Genomic DNA, 21,702 nt, shown 5'->3' with positions numbered 1-21,702 from the left:
GGCTCGGCTATTCAGGGAAGGCAGAGTTCCCGTTCGAAGAGACGGACTTGACCGACGATTGGATTCTGCTTTGCTCTGCCTATGAGGGGAGCACGAGCGATGGCTGAGATACCTGACAACTATAAGAGAATTACGGAAGATCGGGTTGACGCAATCCTTCAACGCCATTTGTCATCTCCGACCACCCTGGCGCATTGGTTCTTCGGTAGGGCCTTCCCAAAATGCACACTCCTTTCAATCGAAAGCGTCTCTCTGCATCAGTATAGAGATCACAGTGTGGCTTCGGGTGACCCACTCGCATTCGGCGAGACTGATGTCGAAGTGATCGCCACCGTAAGGTTCCGAGATCGCGGCGAGGTTCGCGTCGGTCTTCTCCTTGAGGACAAGGTGGACGCTCCGCAGGCCGATAATCAAGGGCCGCGATATCAGGCCCGCGCTAGATACCGGCGGGAAATCGGGTCCTGGCAGGAGTTCAAGTGTATTCTGGTCGCCCCGCAATACTACCTGAATAATGCCTATCCACTGAATGACTTCCGGGATGGCGGATGGGATGCGATTATTACCTTCGAGGAAATTGCAGGAGCGCTCCAGAGGGACGGTGGTTCCTCGGAGGACGCGAGAACTCTCTTTGAGGCCGCAGAGCGCGAGAATGCGTGGAATAAACCGGAGCCGACAGCGGTTCAGTTCTGGAAGGATTTAACTGTTTTTCAGCGATTTTTCCATCCAGATGTGCCGATCTTTGCCAATCCGCAGCAAGGTGCTCGTATCAACGTCTGGCCTGCTTTTTATGAGAACCAACTGCGGAACAACAAGCGGGAGATCAGACGTAAGTACGTGCAAATCGCACATTCGGGCTCAACTCACGTGTCCCTTTTCATAAAGAACGTGAGGTACAGCGACTTCGTCCCAGTCGTATCCACGATCATTGAGCCTGAAATGAGGATCGGTTATGAGGGTAAGTCCTGGCAGGGCATCCAGGTTCGAGTTCCGCCAGTTGATCCTCTTCTGGGAGTTGAAAGGCAAATAGAGCATCTTGATAAGGTGTTTGGAGCCGCCCGCCGTCTGTACGAATTTTTCATCAAGAATGAACCGGCCTTGCTCGCTATCCCAAGGTTCAAGTGATCGACCTGTTATCTTCGCTACTGTGAACATTCCCACGCGTGAGGCTTAGTCACCTGAACCTCCTTCGGCCCCAGAGTGGGGCGGACAAAGTCAAGGCTTATTCCGTCAGATGAGGTCATTAGTATGCGGGAGAAGGAGGCGGTAAGGGTCTCGACAAAGTACGACTCGATAACGGCTCACGTTTTCCGGGAAATGAGCGCATAATAGAAGCGCAGAGGGCATAACCATGACGAGGTTTCATGCCGCTCTCGTGCAGGTCGTTCTGTCGTCCGGTTCCATCCTGGTGATGAACGGCGCAGCGCTGGCGGGAAAGATCATCGGCAATGGCTTACCGAATACCGGGCGGCGCGCTTTCGAGCGGGCCGTCCGTCACTTCAAGAAGTGCCGCTGCGCCAACCATCCCGGTTAGATCAAAAGCCTCGCTGAGGATGGTCATTTCACACCATCCTACGCTGAATGACCGTGAGCTTTAGCATCATCGACGGGAGGTCTGAGGTGGACGGCTGGCAGTCTCCAAGTTAGTGATCCGAGCCCCTTGGAATCGTATTGGTTCTGGGAGTGCTCAAGATCGGCGATATGGGTTTTGAGGCTCCGTATCCCGTGCTCACGACGGCATGCGTCACGTCGTGAGCACCTGCTCGACCCAAGTCGGGACGGTCGCGCTTGCCGGTCCGTACCTAGCGTCATCGAACTGTCGGGCGTTATCCGAGGGGTCCAGATTGATCTCGCAGGTGCGGATGCCATGCCCTTGGGCCTCCGTGACGAATCCCGCAGCCGGGTAGACCGAGCCTGACGTGCCGATGGCAACGAACAGGTCGGCGGCAAGCAACGCATCATAAAGCGCGTCCATCTCCAGCGGCATCTCGCCGAACCAGACCACGTGAGGTCTCAATCCTCCAGAACGACGGCAGGACGGGCAGGGGACCTCGACGCTTAAGTCCTTCAGCCACGGCATCGTTTCGCCGCAGGCCGTGCATCGGGCTTTAAGCAGTTCGCCGTGCATGTGGGCGACCCGCTGTGATCCGGCCCGCTCGTGCAGATCATCAATGTTCTGCGTACACAGAAAGAGACTGCCACCACGCTCTGCTAAAGCGGTCTCCATGTGTGCAAGCGCTCGGTGAGCGGCATTGGGCTCTGCCGCAAGGAGGTTCTGACGACGCATGTTGTAGAAGGCATGCACTTCATCTGGATTTTGGGCGAATGCCTCCGGTGTGGCGAGCTTCATCGGATCAAAGCGGGTCCAGAGGCCGTCCTTATCCCGGAAAGTCCCCAAGCCGCTCTCGGCGGATACGCCCGCCCCGGTGAGTACAAAGATGTTCATCAGCGGATTAGTTGCCTGATTCCGATCCAATCTCAAGCTGGCCGTGGCGATTTAGCGGGGGCTAACCGGGACAGAGGGGCAAGCGCCTCCGCTCCAAGCTGCCGTGTTAGGTCGCCAGCGGGAATCTCTCGGCCAAGGGCCGCAGCCTGTCCCGACCACAAGGGGGAGAAGTCTCCTGATCCTGCGGCTTCCGCTTTGGCCCGCAGCGGGACTAACGCTCCAGCCGCAAGGGGAAACTCTGGTGCGAGGTCTGACATGGGACCAACCTCTCGAACAATTCGGTTGACGATCCCACGTGCGGGCCGACCGGTGAATACGTTCGTGAGAACCATGTCGTTGTCCTTCGCTCTCTTGAGGGCGTCACGATGGAGCAAGCTGACCATGGCTTCAGGGCAGAACAGGTAAGCCGTTCCAATCTGGACCGCAGAGGCTCCAAGGGCGAAAGCCGCAACAATGCCGCGCGCATCGGCAATGCCACCAGCGGCGATCACGGGCACCTTCACGGCATCCACGACCTGCGGCACCAACGCCATAGTGCCTGCCTGGGTAGAAATTTCGTCGGTCAGGAAAACTCCACGGTGCCCACCCGCTTCGTAACCTTGAGCAATGATCGCATCGCACCCCTGATCCTCCAGCCACCGCGCCTCATGCACTGTGGTGGCCGACGAGATGATCTTAGCGCCGGTCGCTCTTACTCGGTCGAGGAGAGATCGCTCGGGCAAGCCGAAATGGAAGCTGACGACCTGAGGCTTGAACTCCTCCACGAGGTCACACATGGTGCTGTCGAAGGGAGAACGGGCCGCAGCAGGAACGGGAGCTTGTGGATCAAGTCCGAGTTCGAGGTAGTCGCTCTCCAGTCGCTGCTTCCAGGCATTCTCTCGCGTTGGGTCAGCTTGTGGTGGCTGGTGGCAGAAGAAGTTGAGGTTGATGGGTTGAGAAGTCCTTTGGCGAATAATCCCGATTTCGGCTCGCATCTGCTCCGGATTGAGCATCGCGCAGGGCAGGGAGCCCAATCCTCCTGCCTCGGCAACGGCGATCACCATCTCGGACCCGACCGAACCGGCCATGGGAGCCTGGATGATCGGCAACTCAATCTGGAAGAGGTCCTGAATGCGATGATCCAGCCACATGATTTGTTCCTCGTTGTTAAAACTGTTCCCATCCTTATAGCGCCGTGGCTCTCAGGTGGAGAGGGGCCACTCGCTTTCAGTGAACCGCTCCCGTCCGCACTGGCACTTTGACCTTGAATCCGACCACCGTACCGAAGACGGCGGTCTTCCGGAATACGGCGGGCCGCATCCAGTCGGTTTGGGCCTCATCATCTCGGCGCGTCATCTCCATCAGCCCTAGCCACGTGAGCGGGCGGAGCACGCGGCTCCTCATGGCGTGCCCGGAAAAGTCCCTGACGGTACGGTCGAGACGCTCGTCGCGTACCGTGCAGACCTGGGCGTGCATGTCGGCATCTGCCCAGTTGTTGTCCGCCACGGACAAACACCAGAGCACAATGCCGATATGATCCTGCGGCCAGTGCTCGACCGGAGCCCGATCAAAGTAGCTAAGGCTGACCCGCCACAGGGTCGTCTCGAACCAGAGCGCAAAGAGATTGGCGGATGCGTTTGGGTCCAGAAGGGCTTGAGCCTTTTTGGTGGCGATCAGCAGCTTTCCACGACGGCGCAGCAGGCCCGCCACTTGGAGCACGATGCGGGTGACGTGAACTGGCAGGGCATCGGCTTCGTTCAGCACCCGATTGACGGCAAGGACCTCATTCTTGGGATAGTCTGGCCAGTCGATCAGATCAAAGAGTGCTCGCGTCTCGGCCCGTGACAGGGCACCGGCGGCCGTCAAAGGCAAGCCGCCTTGTGCGATAGCCCGTTCAATCACCTGATGGGCGGCCATGACTAACGGGACAGCGCTGATCTCGTGCAGCGCTCGATTCGGAGTCAGGAGGATGCCCTCGGGTAGGCCGCGCCTTGGTGTCTTCACGAGCGCATGAAGACCCTCTCGATCCAGAAGCCGCCAAGCGGGAACGAGGCGGGTTTCCGCTGTCATGGTGACGCTCGCAATTATTCCAATTGTGTCGATCCCACAGTGACCCAGCGGCTCCTTATTTCTGCGCCGCTGCGGTCACTCAGCCCGGTCTATCCCCTTACTGTATCCACCTGTGACTGGGAAAGAAAAGGGGCGGCGCTGGAGCCGCCCGGTTGCGCAGAAATCAAGCCGCCTGAGGGCGCTCGGTGATGTGAGCGCGGGAGGCTGTGGCTGATGTCATTGGAATGGTACCCGCGTCGGTGAACTTCTTTCTTGGACTTGGCCCGTCGTGCGCCCTTTTGGCAAGTGGCAATGCCTCTCAGCCGATGATGCGGGCGAGAAGGACGACGATCATCGCCCCTATGGTTGCAGTGGCAATGCGGCTGGCGGTCTGATTGCGAAAACCGAGATCAATGCCGAAGCGCTCTAAGAGAAAGCCGCCGATGAGCGATCCTGCAAGCCCGGTGACCACGTACTGAAGAAGACCCGATCCACCCACGAGCCAGCTTGCCAGCCAGCCCGCTACAATACCAATGCCGACCTGAACAGCGATGGCTCGCTTATCCAGCGCATGAAGTGCCTCCCGATCCACGCTGATGCGGAACGGCAGCCGAGTGCCGGTGGGCTCAGGTGCTTTGCGCGGGCCGCGCGGCTTGCCTTGGTTGCGCTTTGATGTTTTCGCCATGCCTTCGATATGGATGGCCGTTCAGAAACTATCCAGGAGCGAGACTGCGATGCGATAGACCCGCCTGCTTCTTCGATTATCAGGACAGCAAGGGCTGGAGTAATCTCCGGAGGTCTGCCCCCGCCGTCATTCCGTTCGGCCTCCGGACCTTTGCGTCAGCCTTTAACCTCGCGTTCTCGGCCAAGAGCGCCTCAAGTTTCTCGACCTGCTCCCGGTTGGCACGGATCAATTCCCTGATTTCACCTTTCAGGTCTGCAATCTCGAACTTCAGGTCCTCACGCTCGGCAGCGAGATTTTCTTCGTGCTTGGCCTGGGCCTGGGATACGCGAATCTGCTGCTTTTGATCCGCGATCTTCTCTTGGAGTCGTCTGATCTGCTGCTCAGCTTTCGCGAGCAACCGCTTCATGTCCTTCACCAATTGCTCGGTCTCATCCGGCTCGATGAGCTTCTGGGTCGATCCCGTGCGAATCATAGTCTGGCTGGTCTCCCTCGTTCGGCGTCGCAAAAAGAACAAACATAGAACATAGGGTTTGGTCAAGGTATGGCATGGCCTTCCGCCGCCTGCTTCGAACTTCCTGGTACCGGCCACGAGGCCGGTGCAGGTAGCTTCGGACGGGTTGCACAGGGGCAGAGGAGGCTCACCTCGTCAGCGGTGCCATCCAACGATAAACTCGAAAAGGCGGGGAATCCTCCCGGCAGGCACCATGAACCAGATGTTCCGACCCGCACAGGCTGATCAACGACCTGCCTTGGAGACCCTCGCGGGCTCCGTTGAGCGCGTCACCTTCCACAATGCCGAGAACGGCTTCGCTGTCCTGAAGGTCCATGCCCGTGGCAAGCGTGACCTTGTGACAGTTGTTGGTCATACGCCTGCGGTCTCTGCCGGGGAATGGATTACCGCCAGCGGACTGTGGATCAGCGACCGTACCCATGGTCTCCAGTTCAAGGCTGAAGTGCTGAAGACCACACCTCCGACTGGCGTGGAGGGCATCGAGAAGTACCTCGCCTCAGGCCAGATGCGCGGCATCGGGCCAGCCATGGCCAAGCGGATTGTGGCAGCCTTCGGCGTGGACACCTTCGAGATCATCGAGGCCAGTCCCGAGCGCCTGACCGAGGTGTCTGGCATTGGACCTATGCGGGCTGCCCGCATCATATCCGGCTGGGCCGAGCAGAAGGCGGTGCGGGAGATCATGATCTTCCTTCATGCGCATGGCGTCGGCACGGCCAGAGCGGTGCGCATCTTCAAGACCTACGGCTATGAGTCCATCCAGGTCATGACCGAAGACCCGTACCGTCTCGCGAAGGATGTGCGCGGCATCGGCTTCAAGACCGCCGATGCCATCGCGGCCAAGCTTGGCATGGAGAAAGCTGCACCTCAGCGCATCAGAGCAGGTATCTCGTTTGCGCTTCAGACCGCGACCGACGAGGGGCATTGCGCCTTGCCGGTTGAGGCGCTGACCCGATTGGCCGAGCAATTGCTCGAAGTCGATGGAGCCCTGATCCGCACGGCCATCGCCGAGGAACTTGCGAAAGGAGAAGTCGTCTCGGACAGCATCGGCGACGAGACCTGCTTGTTTCTCAAGGGGCTCTATCTGTCTGAGCAGGCAATTGCCTCAAGGCTGATCGAGCGGGCATCTGGCCCAGCGCCCTGGCCCGAAATCGACATCGAGCGAGCTATCCCATGGGTGGAGGGCCGCACGGGCAAGACCCTGGCTGCCTCGCAACGGGAGGCTCTCAAGCTGGTGCTCGGCTCCAAAGTCGCAGTGGTGACAGGCGGTCCTGGCGTTGGCAAGACGACCCTCCTCGACACGATCTTGCGCCTGCTCGTCGCCAAGGGCGTTCGGGTGGCCCTGGCGGCTCCCACAGGACGGGCGGCCAAGCGCATGACGGAGCAGACCGGGATCGAAGCCAAGACGATTCATCGGCTCCTGGAGATCGACCCGAAGCACGGTGGCTTCTCACGCACTGAGGAAAACCCGCTCGACTGCGATTTGCTGGTGATAGACGAGACCTCGATGGTCGATGTACCGCTGATGAATGCGCTCACAAAGGCCATTCCCTCTCATGCGGGTCTGCTGCTGGTCGGCGATGTGGATCAGTTGCCCTCAGTCGGGTCGGGGCAGGTGTTGGCCGACACCATCGCTTCGGGCCGCATCCCCGTGGCTCGTCTGACCGAGGTCTTTCGTCAGGCGGCGGAAAGCCGGATCGTGGTAAACGCCCACCGGATCAACAAAGGCCAGATGCCTGAGGTGCCGAAAGCAGGTGAGGAGAGCGACTTCTTCTTTGTCGAGATCAACGACCCTGAGGAAGGAGTGCCCAAGATCATCCAGATGATCAAGGAGCGGATGCCACGCCGGTTCGGACTCGATCCGATGAAGGACATCCAAGTGCTCTGCCCGATGAACCGGGGTGTGCTGGGAGCCCGCAACCTCAATATTCAGCTTCAGGAGGTCCTCAACCCCAATCCTCCCGCGAAGGTGGAGCGGTTCGGCTGGCGCTTCTCGCCGGGAGACCGGGTGATGGAAACCCAGAACGACTACGACCGCGAGGTCTTCAACGGCGATCTCGGCACGGTGGTGCGGATCGACGATGAGGAAGGGGCACTAATTGCCTCGTTCGATGGGCGGGAGGTGTCCTATCCCTTTGGCGAACTCGACACCCTCGTCCCTGCCTATGCAACGACCATTCATAAGTCACAGGGGTCTGAGTATCCCGCCGTCATCATTCCGGTGGTGACGCAACACTTCACGATGCTGGCTCGCAACCTGCTCTACACGGGTGTCACCCGTGGCAAGCGGCTGGTCGTGCTGGTGGGCCAGAAGAAGGCTGTCGGAATAGCAGTGAGGGGCGGGCAGATGAAGAGACGCTGGACGAAGCTGCGGGAGTGGTTGTCGGCAACTTGAGAGAGGACCGGGGTAACAGCAAACCTCGTGAAAGAAGCGTCTCCGCTGTCCTACCGAACTGAACCGAACCAGCGATGCTATAATCGCAGTGTGAGAATGGCGCTGCCTCGGTCTCGGAAGCCAAGGCGTCGATAAAAGACCTCGGCACGATTTCCTGCCATGACCTCAAGATGAACGGCAGCGAACCCCGCCTCCCGTGCGAAGGCGATGAGCGCATCCATGACGGAGTGCCCGAGACCGTGGCCCCGTTCGGAGGGAATGATGTAGAAGTCGTCCAGAAACACGTCACGCCAGCCTAGTTCGACCGAGTAGCCAAAACACAGCACGGCATAGCCGATCACACCGGAAGGAGCCTCGATCTTGAACACGAGGCCGTGGGTCTGGTCTGTTAAAAGGTGCCCGAGGGCACGCTCGCCTTGGTCGCTGAGGGGATGACCATCTTCTGCATGGAAAGCACGCGCCAAGCTGAGAATGGCAGCCTCGTCCGCTCGATCAGCGATGGTGAGGCGACGACCGGAGGCATCCAGCACTGGTGGATGTGACGTGCTCATGACGCCATCATCCCACTAATGGGCTGGCATTGGAATGCCCAGGTTGAACTTGGGATAGGAGGCCCAGTATAGGACTCTCGGTGCAGGTCAGAAAGTGCTGCGAGCCGGGTGACGTATCCGGCCTCGATCCCGCGAACTTCAGTTGCAGATTATGCCCTTCATCACCTAGTCGGGCAGCCCGCACAGCCAAAGCTCGTTCGCCGCTCGCACGGCTGTTCTATCGCTGGAGAAGCCTGCGACCATAGCGGCGATTTGTGAGGGCGAGCCGATGACGACTGCGGTGAAAGGAAAAGTGGCTGCCGAATGTTTAACAGGAACAAGCAAGGCCCTATCGCATGACGGATGTGATCCGCCTGATCCGTGAGTGCGCGGCAGATCAATCTCACCAGGGTAAATTATGGCTGGGCCATTGCCTTACCGGGCTCTATCCTGGTTGCATGCGGAAGCTACCGGATCAGTGTTCTCTAACCATCGGCACATGATCATGTGCGTGTAGACGGCGAGACCGCCTGCCCGCAGGATCGCGCAATCAGCCCGTGGGGAGCATCACATGAACCCCAGCAGCACCGCCCCGCAGAACACGAATGCCAGGGCGGCAACCGGGCTCACTTCATTCTCATACGAAATATAGGACTTGAGACGCTTCATCATGGCGGCCTCCCACCTTGACCATAGTATGGCGCATGGTCGGCGAGCGGGCGACGCCGAATTGGTGGCAACGGTTAGCACATCGGCCCGACCGCTTCCGAGAAGGGCGCGATGAACACGGTCTGGCCGGTGTGATCGGTCACCTCAATAGCCATGTTGTTCAAGTCGTCGAGCGGCAGGTCGCCCCAAGTCTTCCGCAGTTCCTGGGCCATCTCGCGGGCTTCGGCCTGCGCGTCCTCAAGAGCAGGCAGGTCTAATCCATACTGGTCCTCGTCGAGGCTACCGGCATCGCGGAAATGGAAATAATAGCGGGTCATTGTTGTTTGGATTCTAGGCCGCGAAGCGCCTTCCACAATGCCTCATTTGGAGTCCTTTGGCGTGCTTGCCAACCGGTTCACCTAAACCTGGAGCCTGAATCTGGAGAAGGTGTGGGCGTCCTGGCAGAGGTCGCAACCAGCTACGTGAGCGACTGGCAATGCCAGGAAAGGTTGTCTGGGCCAGAACCGGCTCGAAAGTGTCCTCTTGATACCCTCTTGAGACCCGCCATGCCCACGGGCGCGAGCCTCTCATGCAGCGCTTACCGAGCGTCACCAGTGTATAGCCATGGCTGCGATGTGCCGGGACCTGAGTCCTGTGCATTGTTGTCCAGCCTCCGTCAGACCCTGGCATGGCCCAGACATCGGGTTCGCCCGCGCCCTCTCGCAGCTTCTTCACCTCAGCGTATTCCGACAAAGCGTCACAAACGCTGGCGAGCTTCGACAAGGAGGGCGTTCACTGAGTGTGAAGTCGTGCCTTCCATTCACTGGAGGAACGATCCCAGAAAAACCGGTCACGACAGCCCAAACCTTCCTCGCCTCCAGGCATTGCCATGCACTTTTGCGTTTCCGATGCGTTAACGAAAATTGGTGCGGTGCAGCAGACGCCGGGGGTCTGCGGGCTATCATGCCGATGGTGCATGGAACCCGGCGAAGAACACAACTCAGCCCCTGAAACGGTGCTTTAGTGGGCAGAAAGCGTCTAACAAAATGGCATTTTAGCGAATGTGTCGCATGTGAGGATTTATTGCCACAACGCCTCCCTGGAACATCATGCTGCACCGCACAGTTCAAATGTGATGAAGCTTTCACTCCATGACGTTTTTACCGGCTCTCATCCGGATCAATCGATTGAGGCCCATTCACTGGCCCCGATCCACACCCACACTATCAAGTCCAAGACCACCAAAAGGCGACTTTCCTTAGCCCTTCAAGGAGGAGGTTCATTCGGTGCCTTTACGTGGGGCGTTCTCGACCGTCTGCTGGACGACGATGATCTCGCGCTTGACGCTGTGAGCGGTGCAAGTGCTGGCGCTGTTAACGCCGTTCTTCTCGCCTCAGGTCTCACTGAGGGAGGTCGAAGCGGTGCAAGGAACCGGTTAGAACAGTTCTGGAAGCGGGCCAGCGAGGCTGCCCCACGAGCCCAATCTGGTACGGCACTTGCAGTGGCGACCCGTGTCCTGTCCCCTTACCAATTCAACCCTTTCAACGTGAACCCACTTAAAAGGTTATTGGCCGACGAGATTGACTTTGATGCCCTGCGAGCGAAACCCAGTCTGCGCCTGCTGATTGGCGCAACTCGTGTGCGGGATGGAACGCTACACGTCTTCCGAGAGAAGGATGTTACGCTCGACACAGTTCTGGCATCGGCATGTCTCCCAGTCATTCATCATGCGGTCACCGTTGACGGGGAGGTGTACTGGGATGGCGGTTATTCGGCCAATCCACCACTGATCCCGCTCGTCTCCGCGTCACGAGCATCAGAGACCCTGATCGTGCAAATCATGCCCACGGCTGGAGCAGAGATGCCGACATCGTCATCTGAGATCGTGAAGCGAATGGAGCAGATCACCTTCAATAGCTCGCTCATGCGGGATATGGACGCCCTTGCGGCTATGACGAAGCTGTCCTCCGCTGAATCGGGAGCATCGGGTCTGTCCCGGAAGCTCCAGAAGCTTCGTCTTCATCACATCGCGGCTGAGACCGAGTACCCATTGCTAAGTCAATCAAGTGCTCTGAACTTGGACTGGGAATTTCTGCTCACGTTGCGAGAGGCGGGGCGTGTGGCGGCGGACCGATGGTTATCCGGTGATATGCCGGGTCGGGTAAACTAACCCCGCCCTTATTTGCTGGGTGTTGCGCGTCATCGAAATGTGATCGGAAGGCTCAACGGCGTGGGTCATCCGAAGGTAGGCAGCCCACGCTGCCATCATGGTCAGGGATAACGTCGGGGTCGCTGCACAGAACGTCAACAAGACCGGCGTGTAGATTAGAAGCGCCCAGTGTGTGGTAAGATGTCTCTGCGGGGCTTAGCCTTGCCGTGAGCATGTTCTTGTTCGCGTAGAGATCGCCTGCCAACACTTGGTGGAGGCTGTCATGAGAATTCTCCTTCCCACCGTAGCCGTGATCGCCGCCCTTAGCCCAGCAACGGCTCAGACGGGACAACCACACAGCACCGCTTCTGATCATGCGATTTACCTGAACTTTCAGGACATGAAGTGGGACAAGATCGTCCCTGAGCTTGGGGCTGGTTCCCCGGAGATCACGATCTTGCATGTCGATCAGATAACCGGCGCAACCAAGCTCATGATTAAGGTGCCGCGGAACTTTCACGTCCCAAAGCACTGGCACACGGCCAACGAGACGCACACCGTCGTGTCTGGCACGTTCATCATGGACCACGACGGAAAGCGGGAGGAGTTAGGACCTGGGTCCTTCAACTACGTCCCGAGCAAGATGGTCCATGAAGCATGGACAAAGCCAGACGAGGGAACTCTACTCTTCATCACTGTCGATAGCCCGTGGGATGTGAACTGGGTCGAGGGACCTCCGAGGGGGCCAAACAATTAGGGTGACAGGCCAGAACCGGTTGATGCGCCAGTAACCCACCTTTCGACCGGATGGCGGACGCCTGATAAGGAGCGCTGTCCTGCTGAGCTTGTACTCGCTATCCAGGAGATGCTGTGATGACCGACACGACCGTCACGAAAGTCAGCAGCGCCCATTCGCCGACCGGCGACCAGGGTCAGGTCTATCTCGCTTCGGGCAAGCGGATGTCGATGCGGCTCTGGCGTGACGAGGAGCCGACCCAGGACAAGCCCTTGGCTAAGCATGAGTACGAGGTGGTTGGCTATGTCCTCTCCGGACGAGCCGAACTGGAAATCGCGGGACAGACAGTGCGGCTGGAGCCGGGAGATTCGTGGGTGGTCCCCGCAGGGGCCGAGCACACCTACCGCATTCTGGAGAAGTTTACGGCAGTCGAAGCGACGGCACCTCCCGCCGAGGTGCATGGGCGTGAGCAGTCTTAGGGCTGTTTGCAGTGACAGAGCCTACATTGGCTGCCTCTGCGAGGGCTAAGCATGGAAGACCTAATTCGCGTTCTCAAAGCCGCTCATGCGGCGGCTTCCTGGCATGTTCATCAGAAGAAGAAAGGGGTGGCGCAGGAACCCTACATCAATCACCTCTTGGAGGTTGCGGCACTCGTTGCCGACGCCACTGAGGGGCGGGACCCGGACCTCGTGATTGCCGCGCTGCTGCATGATGCTATCGAGGACCAGGAAGTGCCACGTCAAATGATTGCCGAGGGGTTCGGAGAGGACGTGGCGAGGCTCGTTGAAGAAGTCACCGATGACATGAGCCTTTCGGGTGAGGAGCGCAAACGTTTGCAGGTCGAGCAAGCGGCCAAGAAATCGGATCGGGCAAAGATCATCAAACTCGCCGACAAGATCAGCAACGTGAGGGCGATCAGCGCAGGTCTCGGACCAGATTGGTCGGTGAAGCGCAGGCTGAACCACGTCTCATGGGCACGTGATGTCATTGTAGGCTTGCGAGGGATCAATGCCCAGTTGGAGCAGGAATTCGACCGGGTTGCTGACGATGCCGAACAATCAGTGAAGCCGAAGTCCTAACCGAGAAATTCATTCGACAGTTCCAGCGAGGTCCAACCTGGAGCCTGTTTCCGCGACAGTGCTCCCGGCTACAATCACTCGATCTTTGCAGCCTCCACCTGTTTGAACTCTCAATCCCGGCTTTTAGGGCTCCTGATAGCCATGTGTATACTCCGGTGGGGCCGTCAAAGGACGGTGATCGGATTGTAGATTTCCGGGGAATCGTAGGGGTTCACGATCATGAGACGCCCATTCGCAGTGCTGGGATTGGTTGTTGCACTGCTGCTGCCAGGGGATGGTCGGGCAAATCATGACCGCTTGCCTGATCCGCCGCCGCCGACAACCAACCAGAAGCTCCCGTCACTCCCCAATCTTGGTCGCGCAACCGTCACAGTCTCAGGTCTGTCCTCTGGTGCGTTCTTCGCCCACCAGTTCCACGTCGCCTTCTCCAGCCTTGTGAAAGGCGCGGGCATCCTCGCAGGTGGTACTTATGGCTGTGTCGAGACCATTCCGAACCCGTGGCTGCCCTTCTGGTCCGTCGCTCTGGACCGGGTCTCGGCGGCAGCGGTGGCCTGCACCCACTACTATGGCGACCGCTACTACGGCCTTCGTCCCTCAGCACCACAGGCTGAGGATTCCCTCAGGATCATCAGAAAGGCGGCAGACCAGGGTCTGATCGACAATCCTTCCAATCTCGCGGACAGCCGAGTCTGGCTGTTCCACGGCAAGAGCGATGCCCTTGTCCCGCTCCAAGTGATGGAAACCCTTGAACGGCTGTATGATCGTCTCGAAGTTCACGAGCCGAACCTCCAGTTCGACCAAAATCAGACCGGTTCTGCGGCCAATCACGGCATGCCGGTCAGCCGATTTGCAGGGGAGAGCAAGTTCCCGGTCCGGGATTGCGGCCAACACGAGCCGCCGTTCGTCATCCAATGCGATTATGAGGCGGCTGTGATGCTTCTGCGCCACCTGTACCCAGGGGACTTCAAGCCAGCCTCGGATGATCCCCATCGAGACGGAACGCTGGTCGCCTTCGATCAATCGGAGTTCTTTCGTTCAACCGATGAGAGCGTCAGCCTCCACGGCGTTGGTTACCTGTATGTCCCAACCTCATGTGCTGCCGAGCAGTGCCGCCTTCATGTCGCCTTTCATGGCTGCAATCAGAATGTGGACAGTGTCTACGACGACTTCATCCGGGATGCGGGTTACAATCGGTGGGCAGCCAACAACAACATTGTTGTGCTGTACCCGCAGACAAAGACTTCAGCAGCGAACCCGAACCGCTGCTGGGACTTTTGGGGCTACAGCGGATCGAACTACTACACTCGAACCGGACCACAGATGCGGGCAGTCAAGGCCATGGTAGATCGTCTGATCGGCCAGTCCCCGTAATCATGAGATCGTGCGCTTAGGCAGTCTGACGCTCAGAAGCGATCAGGTCGGCGCGAACGGTTGCGGGAGGGCGGACGATCATTTTTCAACGAGGTGCTGGGCTGTCTCGGATGTTCGCCGAGGTTGTTCGGAAACATCCGGCTGATCATTCAGGTGCATGGTGCCAATCAGACGAAGGGCTCCCGCGATCAACACAATGGCAGTCGGCTTCACGAGCATCTCCCAGGTAATGCGGGTCTCAGCCTCCACAACGTCGGTAACAAAATCCACCACCAAGTAGACCAAGACCACCTGGATCAAGGTGATCTTGATTTCTCCGAGACCCTCAACGTGCATCCACAGCGGTGCCTTGGCTCGAACGCTATTGGGGAGGGTGAAGGCAAAGCCGAAGGTGATGGCATAGGCGAACACAATTAGGACAAGGCCAAACAGGAACGCATCCGTGGCCTGCATCACTGTGGCGATGACCGACGTTTCGATGTCGGCGCTCGGCTGAAGCACCATCTCCAGGGCATATGCCAGTTTCAGGCAACCCTCGAAAAACATCAGCAGGGCCCCGAGTGCAGCCCCAAGAGCGGCAACGAGGGTGACCCAGCGCAGGGAGAGGATGGAGTGGAGCATCTGATCAGAGAGCCTCAGCCGGTATCGTGGTCTTGGTACAGTTTAACATATTCACCAGGAAACACGCGCTACCTGAGCCGAGACAATTGCCGCCGTCGCTCGACCTTACGATCCTGCCGATCCATGGGACCCTCGGTGCAGTTCCAGATCGGATTGTGCTGCTGGCCGGATGGGGTATCCAGCCTCCATACATGAAACGCGGTGCCCGAAAAGCCAAGCTTCGCCGGGGGCACCATGCGAGCAGGACGTGAACACACGACAATGCCCTTATCCTTCACGTTGACGGCAACCCAGCGTTCATCCATGACCAGGGGTTCGGGGATCAGGCTCCCAGCCGCCATTACTGGGTTGCCGGTGCTGCGTAGGCAATCCATGCTCGAAGGCCGTCACGCGGGGAATTTCGCCGCTCACGTAGAACATATCATCCAGGAGGCTCTGCGGTTCTGTCGTGTTGATCACCTGTGCCCTGTACGCTTTCAGGGCCTCAACACTGGGGATATCCACAATGAGGCGCATGCTGCCATCCGGCTGCTTCATGGCACGGGTCGCGTACATGCCGGGGTGAGCATAAAAAGGAACCTCCCGTCCGCCGTTGCGCTCGCGGATCGTTCTTCGAGCATTGGCCTCGTGTCTGGTCAAGGTGATCAGATTGATCATGAGGGTCATCCTGAATGTCTGTGCAATCCTCATCGGCTTTGTGATCGGCTTCCTCGTTGTGCTGCGGCTCCGTCGATAGTTGTCAAGGGCTCAAGGGTACGACAGTTCAGGCAGCACTAACGAGAGCGGTTCTTGGCACCCCGTGATTGCCGCGACATCCTCCATGGTCACCCTTGCCACCACCGCCATGGGAGCAGCTTACCCACGTACAAAGACCACTGGATCACCCCAACAGGGCCTAGCCATTGCCGAGGGGGCTCGGCATAGTTGGCCTGTCGCTGATTTGGGGACCGGACATGAGCACGACGCGAACGATCATCTTGCTCGGTGGAATCACCGTGGTCCTGCCGCTATTCCTGTTCATGGTCGCAGTGGCACACAACCCGAGCGTCAGCGGAAACGTCATTTCGTACATCTTCGGTGCCATCATCTTTGCGATCTTCCTGATCGGGGCGATCTTCGAGATCAAGCGGCTCGTTGATAGGCCCTGACCGGCGTTTTTATTCCGCGAAACCCACTTGGGGACGTTCGGCTTGTTGTCATGTTTGTTCTTGAGGTTCAAGGGTGGTCGAAGCCGTTCGCAAAGTGCATGAATGCGGTCCAAGGAAGCGAAATCACCGCCTAAGTGCAGCAGTCTGTGAAGCCAACCAAGACTAAGGCTTCGTCGGTGCGGTCAGCCTAGCCCGATCAGGTCAGACATAACTGCCGGGAAGCAGCTTCTCAACGCGGGAGCGGATTTTGCCGTAGCACTCGCACGTGGCCTGTTCGAGACCGGCGCGGTGGGTCACGGCGACGGCGCCTCGGCGCTGTATGATCAGGCCGGTGGTTTGGAGAGCGCGCAACCCCAGCGCCGAGATCGGGCTGTAGAGCCGGGAGAGCTACCGTCGCAGGAGGTCCCCGAACCCCTTTGCAAGGTCTTCCAGATGGAACGGCTTCATCCACCGAGGCACATGCTTGTATTTGTCAGGAATGGCTGTTTCCCCATCGCTTGTCGCGAACACATAGGGGATGCCACGCGCTTCCAGCACGTCGATCACACGATACACCGCTTCATCGCGAAGATTGATGTCGAGCACGGCTCCATCGACCCGGTCCATCACTTCGAGAAGACTCAGGGCACCATCTAAGGTACCGACTGGACCGAGAACATCGGCCCCTGCCTTCTCCAAAGCCTGCGTCAGATCATCTGTAATGAAGTATTCTTTTTCTGCCACGAGAATAATTCGACCATATAATTCATTCATGATCGCGGCTCCTCGTGTTTTTGAGCTACCTGTCACATACTATTGCATGAAATTGCTTCACTGAAAACGACATGACTTTATACGGCACGTCGTTGGGGCAGCCGAAGTCAACGGAACTGGGTAAGGCCACGAGGGTGAGACATCAAAAGCGACATGTCTCATTGTGGCTGGTCGGTTGCACAGGTCTGAGGGATAGCTCCTGCTCCCCTATTGGCTTCACAGAACCTACTCGCGGCAAGCGCTCGCAGGCTCTGTCGAGCAGGATCGGAAGTAGATCAACCGAATGCTTATCGGAGTGCCAAATTGGACCTGACCGAGGCTCAACTGACCAGTGGCGGTCAGGGCGGTTCTGTTAAGTCTGTACCGGCTCCGCATCGTCAATCACTCCTTGGACTGCTAGAGCATCGGACGGTTAAACGGACGCATATCCGGCAGCCTTAAGGTAGTTCCAGCACTCTTGTGGTTCGAACAGGTTGCAGATCTCACCGAGCGCTCGCCAGAGCGCGTCGAACGTTCGGGCCTCGGCCTTGCGCAAGTGCGCTTTGATCTTGGCAAAGGCCTGTTCAATTGGATTAAGATCAGGCGAATAAGCAGGTAAAAACAGGAACCAGGCTCCGCGTTGCTTCAGACACTGAGCGGCCTTCTCGCTCTTGTGGACAGCCAGGTTGTCGAGGATCACCACATCGCCTTTGCGCAGCGTCGGCGCGAGCTGCGTCTCAATGTAAGCCTCGAACGCCAACCGGGTGATCGGGCCATCGATGATCCACGGCGCGCACAACTCGTTGCACCGTAGCCCAGCCAGAAAGGTATGGGTTTTCCAGTGTCCAAAGGGAGCTTTCATGCGTAGGCGCTGGCCCCTGCGGCTCCGCCCGCGCAGGCGCGTCATCTTGGTGTTGACATACGTCTCGTCCAGGAACACCAGCCGGTGCGTCTCCTGGCGCATGCGCGGCTGGCGCTGGGCATGCCAGACCCGGCGCTCATCCCGCACATCGGCGCGTGCGCACTCCGCCGCCATCAGGCATTTTTTTATATGAGAAGCCGTGCCGGCACAGGAAGCGCGAGAGCATCGCGGGAGCCGCAACGATCCCATGCTCAGTCAGCAGCCTTGCGGCCAGCTCGGGCATGGTGATGGCCGGCTCGGCCTCGACCGTCTGGATCAAGAAGCTCTCATAGGGCACCAGCTTGCCGCGTCCGGGCGGACGGCCTTGCCGGGCCGGTGCCGGCGAGCCGAACCGCCGCTTCCGCTGCACCAGCTTGATGGCGAAACTCTCGCTGACGTCAAAGTGCTGGGCTGCCGCCCGGCAGGAATGACCTGCATCGACAAAGTCGGCGACGCGCACCCGCAGATCCAGGGAATAGCAATGACCCATAATCCACCTCCCAGTCCAGGCAGTGAATCACAGCTCGGCCTCGCACAGAAGCCAGGAGTCTCATTTCCGGTCCGAGGCTCTAGTCGCTGCGCTGAGACAAAGGTTTGGACAATTAACCTGAGAATTTCGGCTGCGCATAGTCATTCCACTGCTCAAGCTGACACGGTCGAGCCATATTGCTCCGTTGTGCTGCCTCAGTAGTGCACGTGATATTTTTCATGAGAGGGCATGATGGCTTACATCAACTGGGAGAGAACGTTTCCTGTAGACCCCTCGACGGGCGAGATCTTGCCGATAGGCACAGAGGGAGCCTTAGAACTGCCAACCTATGGGAACTACGGAGGCGGCGGTTATTCAGCCGGCGACTATGGGGGGCAGCCGCTCACTACGTCTTCGGGCAATCCTCTCAGTCAAGCACGTCTGATTGCGTTAGGGCCTGTGTCGGACGATCCGGTAGATCGTCTAGACTACCTCTTCTATAGGCACGATGTAGCCTCCAACAATGTCGGGGAGCCCTACACCCGAGGACAGGCAAGAGCGGACGCGTCCTTGGTCAAATCACTGATCAAGCTCGATGCGAGCTATGATCCTGAAGCCAGTCTCTATGCTGGCAGTGCAAACTTCGCCATGATCGGACGGCTTGCTATCAATGATGAGCTTCATTTCCTTCCGCCCAAGGTGCTGATCACTGCCGTTGAGGATGCCGTTGGCGACATCCAGTATGGGCTTGAGAACCTTCCCGAGGAGGAGCTCGTAGCAGCGCTCGGGTCCCTATTTGAGCCGACGTCCGAAGGAGTATTCACGTTCGAATTTGACGTCACAACTACGTCACTTAGGGAAGAATTTGTTGAATACATAGCACTGAACGCTTTGAATGACGCGATTGACTTCGGCGAGGCGGATGATGCTCCCCTTGATACAGGGTTCCCAGTGGCTGGCGTAAGCGAGTATCAACTCACCTTCAACCTAGTATCTCGTGACCTAGACTTTGTATCGGTCTAACGAGTTGGTTTGAGGCTATCGGTCCCTCCTGGTTACTGTTGTCGTCCCCGGGAGGGCATCATGAAATCTATCCCACTTATCGTCCACTCGGTGTATGGCACATCCTCCGGTTGATCACGTACTGGCTGTCGCTGTGGATCACGATGGGGAGATCCAGAGGGACAGCCTCAAGCTCCTTAATGGCGGCTGTCATCGCCATCTTATTGTCCATCGTGGTCCGCTCTCGTCCGAGGAGAATCCCTTCTTCACCTGCACGAGCAATGACAGCAGCGTATCCACCGGGAATGGGATTCCCGAGGCAAGCGCCGTCCGTGCAGACAATGGCCTGATCAGTCATAGGGTTCTCAATTGATTGGCGGGTGCACTGGCTTGGCTCGGGGCCTGGAGAGGGCTTAGAGCAGAAGAGAGAGCTTAAGATCGTCTCGCCATGACCCCCTGTTAAATGGCTGCATTCCAGTCGAGCAGTGGAACCGCACAGGGAACACAGCGTTACAAGCGATTGTCAGAAAGTGTATGTACATGAGAAAATTTGCTTTTCTAGCTGTGGTGACATTCGGCTCAAGTCTCTTTATTGCGGCACCTTCTTTCGCTCAGCCCCAGCTTCAATTCGGCATCGGCCCTGATGGTCGCCCCCAGGTTGGCGTTGGTGATCCTCAGCAGGAGGAGCGTGAGCGTCGTGAGCGGTGGCGCGAGCGTCGTGATGCGGAACGCGCATATGAGGCGGGAAGGCGCGATGCTCGGCGTGATGAACGCCGTTACCGTGTGGACGAAGAACGCTGCCGGAACGTCACCATTGAGGAAAGGGACCGTTGGGGCCGCACTGAGGTTCGACGGGTTCGCCGCTGCGACTGATTAGAAACTGAACCCCATTCAAAGCGAGGTCGCAATAAGGCCTACCTGGCTATGCGGGCGCGTTCTGGTCCAGGTTTCGGCCATTGTGCGGCAGGAGAACTACAGCACGTTTCAGCGCGCTTGCCGCGACTGCGAGCATCGGCTGTGCTTAGCCGTCGCATGTGGGAGTAGCTTGCCGAACAAAGCAGAACTCCCCGGGACGGGAGGTGGGTTAATTGGAGTTCGCCGACAGTGTGACCGAGCACGCGTCACCCTGATCCAACGGGATCGACCTCAGCATGGGTGCTCCAGGGTTCCAAGAGATGGCTGCGTATTCCGAATTGGTCGTGCGAGATGAGGCAGGAGGTATCTGCTCGCGTAATCGAGACGCGGGCCGGTAGAAAGAAGTGCTCCGGCCCCTGTTGCGGGCTTCAACCTCACCGGTGGTACGCAGCCGTATCGAAGCGTTCGTCTCACTCTAACCCTACTGTTTTCGGCGTGCTGGCCTCGACCTCCAGAACCGTCGGTTGGTCGGCCTCCAGCTTCATGAGGGCCAGTTCTCGCCAATAGCGGAGTTCGGCTAGATCCTTACCAACCTGCTCCTTGTCCATGAGCGCTTCCCAGCCAGGGCCCTGCTCGTCGGCAAGCTGCCGAGCCCGGGCAGTGATCTCCTCTTCTGTGAACCGCGGCGTGGCCATCGGGGATCTCCCTAGCGCGAGCAGGAGGTGATGATGGTCGAGTGTGACGGGATGGTGATGGCCTATTGTCACGAAAGAGGCTGCACCCGGACTGAGCAGTTGCGCGCAGTCCTAACTAAGTAGGCCGCCATAAGTCTTGCAACGCGAGCGCTGCGGGTGTTTTCTGGGGAGCATGCAACGACATGATCACTCTCCCGAGACGTGGCTCGACGAGGCGGATCGCAAGCGGCTGGCCGCCGCGCTTGCTGGCGCCCGTGAGGCCCGTGTGTATCGCCGCCTCGAAGCGCTGCTGCTGGTGGCCGAGGGGCATTCTATGGCGGAGGCGGCCCGCCGCTGCCGCGTCAACCGCACCAGCGTGCACCGCTGGCTGGCCCAGTACAGGGCCGAGCATGAGGCCACGGCACTGATCGACCGGCCGCGCAGCGGGCGTCCGCGCCTTCACCACACCCTCACGCCGCGGCGGCTGGCGGCGGCCCTGGCGCGCGACCCGCGCCGCTGCGGCTATCAGGCCACGAGCTGGACGGTGCCGCTGCTGGCGCACGACCTGGCCACGAAGGGCCTCGCGGTCAGCCCCCGGACCCTGCGGCGCCGGCTGCACGAGGCAGGCTATCGCTGGAAGCGCCCGCGCTACGTCTATGTCGAGCGCGCGCCTCATCTGGCGCAGAAAAAAGATCTCATGGGCCAGGGACCGCCAGATTGGTGAAGTA

Annotated in this window: 23 protein-coding genes and 1 pseudogene; 11 read left to right on the top strand and 13 right to left on the bottom strand. The window is 58.8% G+C overall.

Going from position 1 to position 21,702, the window contains the following annotated elements; genetic code table 11:
• Nucleotides 1-99 precede the first annotated feature (99 nt).
• On the top strand, nt 100-1,122 hold the full coding sequence (locus BB934_RS04030; RefSeq protein ID WP_099508474.1) for a hypothetical protein: 1,023 nt from the start codon (nt 100-102) through the stop codon (nt 1,120-1,122).
• Nucleotides 1,123-1,348: 226 nt separating this feature from the next.
• Nucleotides 1,349-1,531 carry a hypothetical protein gene (locus BB934_RS04025; RefSeq protein WP_099508473.1) on the top strand — a complete coding sequence of 61 codons (183 nt, stop codon included), beginning with the start codon at nt 1,349-1,351 and terminating at the stop codon, nt 1,529-1,531.
• A gap of 210 nt (nt 1,532-1,741) precedes the next feature.
• On the opposite strand, the gene BB934_RS04020 is transcribed toward BB934_RS04025, so the two are convergent.
• From BB934_RS04020 to BB934_RS04000, 5 genes are all read right to left on the bottom strand, one after another.
• On the bottom strand, nt 1,742-2,443 hold the full coding sequence (locus tag BB934_RS04020) for an NAD-dependent deacylase (protein ID WP_099508472.1): 702 nt from the start codon (nt 2,441-2,443) through the stop codon (nt 1,742-1,744).
• A gap of 32 nt (nt 2,444-2,475) precedes the next feature.
• Nucleotides 2,476-3,573 (bottom strand): NAD(P)H-dependent flavin oxidoreductase, encoded by a 1,098-nt coding sequence (locus tag BB934_RS04015; RefSeq protein ID WP_099508471.1) that lies wholly within the window; start codon nt 3,571-3,573, stop codon nt 2,476-2,478.
• Between the two features lie 76 nt (nt 3,574-3,649).
• Nucleotides 3,650-4,492, bottom strand: a complete 843-nt coding sequence (locus tag BB934_RS04010; protein ID WP_099508470.1) for a hypothetical protein — start codon at nt 4,490-4,492, stop codon at nt 3,650-3,652.
• 298 nt (nt 4,493-4,790) lie between these two features.
• Nucleotides 4,791-5,156: a GlsB/YeaQ/YmgE family stress response membrane protein gene (locus BB934_RS04005; RefSeq protein WP_173909417.1), complete on the bottom strand. Its 366-nt coding sequence runs from the start codon at nt 5,154-5,156 to the stop codon at nt 4,791-4,793.
• Between the two features lie 79 nt (nt 5,157-5,235).
• Nucleotides 5,236-5,694, bottom strand: coding sequence for a hypothetical protein (locus BB934_RS04000; protein ID WP_157934023.1), 459 nt, complete (start codon nt 5,692-5,694; stop codon nt 5,236-5,238).
• Between the two features lie 166 nt (nt 5,695-5,860).
• Between BB934_RS04000 and recD2 the strand changes: the two genes are divergently transcribed.
• Nucleotides 5,861-8,059, top strand: coding sequence for an SF1B family DNA helicase RecD2 (gene recD2 / locus BB934_RS03995; RefSeq protein WP_099508468.1), 2,199 nt, complete (start codon nt 5,861-5,863; stop codon nt 8,057-8,059).
• A 77-nt stretch (nt 8,060-8,136) separates the two neighbouring features.
• Here the strand turns inward: recD2 and BB934_RS03990 are convergent, their stop codons facing one another.
• Both BB934_RS03990 and BB934_RS03985 read right to left on the bottom strand, forming a co-directional pair.
• A complete protein-coding gene (locus BB934_RS03990) occupies nt 8,137-8,610 on the bottom strand; it encodes a GNAT family N-acetyltransferase (protein WP_099508467.1) in 474 nt (157 codons plus the stop codon).
• A gap of 722 nt (nt 8,611-9,332) precedes the next feature.
• Nucleotides 9,333-9,575, bottom strand: coding sequence for a DUF6894 family protein (locus BB934_RS03985; RefSeq protein ID WP_099508466.1), 243 nt, complete (start codon nt 9,573-9,575; stop codon nt 9,333-9,335).
• Nucleotides 9,576-10,309: 734 nt separating this feature from the next.
• Here BB934_RS03985 and BB934_RS03980 point away from each other — a divergent pair.
• The 5 genes from BB934_RS03980 (at nt 10,310) to BB934_RS03960 (ending at nt 14,572) form a co-directional block, all read left to right on the top strand.
• Nucleotides 10,310-11,407, top strand: a complete 1,098-nt coding sequence (locus BB934_RS03980; RefSeq protein ID WP_157934022.1) for a patatin-like phospholipase family protein — start codon at nt 10,310-10,312, stop codon at nt 11,405-11,407.
• A gap of 262 nt (nt 11,408-11,669) precedes the next feature.
• On the top strand, nt 11,670-12,143 hold the full coding sequence (locus tag BB934_RS03975) for a cupin domain-containing protein (RefSeq protein ID WP_099508464.1): 474 nt from the start codon (nt 11,670-11,672) through the stop codon (nt 12,141-12,143).
• Nucleotides 12,144-12,259: 116 nt separating this feature from the next.
• Entirely contained in the window at nt 12,260-12,601 is a 342-nt protein-coding gene (locus BB934_RS03970; RefSeq protein WP_099508463.1) for a cupin domain-containing protein, read from the top strand.
• Between the two features lie 126 nt (nt 12,602-12,727).
• A complete protein-coding gene (locus BB934_RS03965; protein WP_237050178.1) occupies nt 12,728-13,201 on the top strand; it encodes an HD domain-containing protein in 474 nt (157 codons plus the stop codon).
• 246 nt (nt 13,202-13,447) lie between these two features.
• Nucleotides 13,448-14,572: an extracellular catalytic domain type 2 short-chain-length polyhydroxyalkanoate depolymerase gene (locus tag BB934_RS03960; protein ID WP_157934021.1), complete on the top strand. Its 1,125-nt coding sequence runs from the start codon at nt 13,448-13,450 to the stop codon at nt 14,570-14,572.
• Between the two features lie 78 nt (nt 14,573-14,650).
• Here the strand turns inward: BB934_RS03960 and BB934_RS03955 are convergent, their stop codons facing one another.
• Both BB934_RS03955 and BB934_RS03950 read right to left on the bottom strand, forming a co-directional pair.
• Complete coding sequence (locus BB934_RS03955; RefSeq protein ID WP_099508460.1) at nt 14,651-15,193, bottom strand: YqhA family protein; 543 nt, start codon at nt 15,191-15,193, stop codon at nt 14,651-14,653.
• Between the two features lie 297 nt (nt 15,194-15,490).
• Nucleotides 15,491-15,850, bottom strand: coding sequence for an MBL fold metallo-hydrolase (locus BB934_RS03950; RefSeq protein WP_099508459.1), 360 nt, complete (start codon nt 15,848-15,850; stop codon nt 15,491-15,493).
• Between the two features lie 296 nt (nt 15,851-16,146).
• Between BB934_RS03950 and BB934_RS03945 the strand changes: the two genes are divergently transcribed.
• Complete coding sequence (locus BB934_RS03945; RefSeq protein WP_099508458.1) at nt 16,147-16,341, top strand: hypothetical protein; 195 nt, start codon at nt 16,147-16,149, stop codon at nt 16,339-16,341.
• Nucleotides 16,342-16,728: 387 nt separating this feature from the next.
• On the opposite strand, the gene BB934_RS03940 is transcribed toward BB934_RS03945, so the two are convergent.
• Together BB934_RS03940 and BB934_RS03935 are read right to left on the bottom strand one after the other, a co-directional pair.
• Nucleotides 16,729-17,094 (bottom strand): response regulator, encoded by a 366-nt coding sequence (locus BB934_RS03940; protein WP_099508457.1) that lies wholly within the window; start codon nt 17,092-17,094, stop codon nt 16,729-16,731.
• A 412-nt stretch (nt 17,095-17,506) separates the two neighbouring features.
• A pseudogene (locus tag BB934_RS03935) lies at nt 17,507-18,464 on the bottom strand (IS630 family transposase).
• A gap of 228 nt (nt 18,465-18,692) precedes the next feature.
• Here BB934_RS03935 and BB934_RS03930 point away from each other — a divergent pair.
• Nucleotides 18,693-19,466, top strand: a complete 774-nt coding sequence (locus tag BB934_RS03930; RefSeq protein WP_099508456.1) for a hypothetical protein — start codon at nt 18,693-18,695, stop codon at nt 19,464-19,466.
• Nucleotides 19,467-19,542: 76 nt separating this feature from the next.
• On the opposite strand, the gene BB934_RS03925 is transcribed toward BB934_RS03930, so the two are convergent.
• On the bottom strand, nt 19,543-19,803 hold the full coding sequence (locus BB934_RS03925; RefSeq protein ID WP_099508455.1) for an RNase H family protein: 261 nt from the start codon (nt 19,801-19,803) through the stop codon (nt 19,543-19,545).
• Between the two features lie 967 nt (nt 19,804-20,770).
• Nucleotides 20,771-20,995, bottom strand: a complete 225-nt coding sequence (locus tag BB934_RS03915; protein ID WP_099508453.1) for a hypothetical protein — start codon at nt 20,993-20,995, stop codon at nt 20,771-20,773.
• A gap of 172 nt (nt 20,996-21,167) precedes the next feature.
• Between BB934_RS03915 and BB934_RS03910 the strand changes: the two genes are divergently transcribed.
• The gene (locus tag BB934_RS03910; RefSeq protein WP_237050177.1) at nt 21,168-21,698 is read left to right on the top strand and encodes a helix-turn-helix domain-containing protein; all 531 of its coding nucleotides are present in this window, start codon (nt 21,168-21,170) and stop codon (nt 21,696-21,698) included.
• The last annotated feature ends 4 nt before the right edge of the window (nt 21,699-21,702 follow it).

Origin of the sequence: Microvirga ossetica, from assembly GCF_002741015.1 — a bacterium.
Lineage (GTDB): Bacteria > Pseudomonadota > Alphaproteobacteria > Rhizobiales > Beijerinckiaceae > Microvirga > Microvirga ossetica.
This window is presented reverse-complemented; position numbering and strand designations above follow the sequence as displayed.

Coding starts and splice junctions, on each gene's coding strand:
- BB934_RS04030 (WP_099508474.1), top strand. CDS start 100: ATGGCTGAGATACCTGACAACTATAAGAGAATTACGGAAGATCGGGTT.
- BB934_RS04025 (WP_099508473.1), top strand. CDS start 1,349: ATGACGAGGTTTCATGCCGCTCTCGTGCAGGTCGTTCTGTCGTCCGGT.
- BB934_RS04020 (WP_099508472.1), bottom strand. CDS start 2,443: ATGAACATCTTTGTACTCACCGGGGCGGGCGTATCCGCCGAGAGCGGC.
- BB934_RS04015 (WP_099508471.1), bottom strand. CDS start 3,573: ATGTGGCTGGATCATCGCATTCAGGACCTCTTCCAGATTGAGTTGCCG.
- BB934_RS04010 (WP_099508470.1), bottom strand. CDS start 4,492: ATGACAGCGGAAACCCGCCTCGTTCCCGCTTGGCGGCTTCTGGATCGA.
- BB934_RS04005 (WP_173909417.1), bottom strand. CDS start 5,156: ATGGCGAAAACATCAAAGCGCAACCAAGGCAAGCCGCGCGGCCCGCGC.
- recD2 (WP_099508468.1), top strand. CDS start 5,861: ATGAACCAGATGTTCCGACCCGCACAGGCTGATCAACGACCTGCCTTG.
- BB934_RS03990 (WP_099508467.1), bottom strand. CDS start 8,610: ATGAGCACGTCACATCCACCAGTGCTGGATGCCTCCGGTCGTCGCCTC.
- BB934_RS03985 (WP_099508466.1), bottom strand. CDS start 9,575: ATGACCCGCTATTATTTCCATTTCCGCGATGCCGGTAGCCTCGACGAG.
- BB934_RS03975 (WP_099508464.1), top strand. CDS start 11,670: ATGAGAATTCTCCTTCCCACCGTAGCCGTGATCGCCGCCCTTAGCCCA.
- BB934_RS03970 (WP_099508463.1), top strand. CDS start 12,260: ATGACCGACACGACCGTCACGAAAGTCAGCAGCGCCCATTCGCCGACC.
- BB934_RS03955 (WP_099508460.1), bottom strand. CDS start 15,193: ATGCTCCACTCCATCCTCTCCCTGCGCTGGGTCACCCTCGTTGCCGCT.
- BB934_RS03950 (WP_099508459.1), bottom strand. CDS start 15,850: ATGATCAATCTGATCACCTTGACCAGACACGAGGCCAATGCTCGAAGA.
- BB934_RS03945 (WP_099508458.1), top strand. CDS start 16,147: ATGAGCACGACGCGAACGATCATCTTGCTCGGTGGAATCACCGTGGTC.
- BB934_RS03940 (WP_099508457.1), bottom strand. CDS start 17,094: ATGAATGAATTATATGGTCGAATTATTCTCGTGGCAGAAAAAGAATAC.
- BB934_RS03930 (WP_099508456.1), top strand. CDS start 18,693: ATGATGGCTTACATCAACTGGGAGAGAACGTTTCCTGTAGACCCCTCG.
- BB934_RS03925 (WP_099508455.1), bottom strand. CDS start 19,803: ATGACTGATCAGGCCATTGTCTGCACGGACGGCGCTTGCCTCGGGAAT.
- BB934_RS03915 (WP_099508453.1), bottom strand. CDS start 20,995: ATGGCCACGCCGCGGTTCACAGAAGAGGAGATCACTGCCCGGGCTCGG.
- BB934_RS03910 (WP_237050177.1), top strand. CDS start 21,168: ATGCAACGACATGATCACTCTCCCGAGACGTGGCTCGACGAGGCGGAT.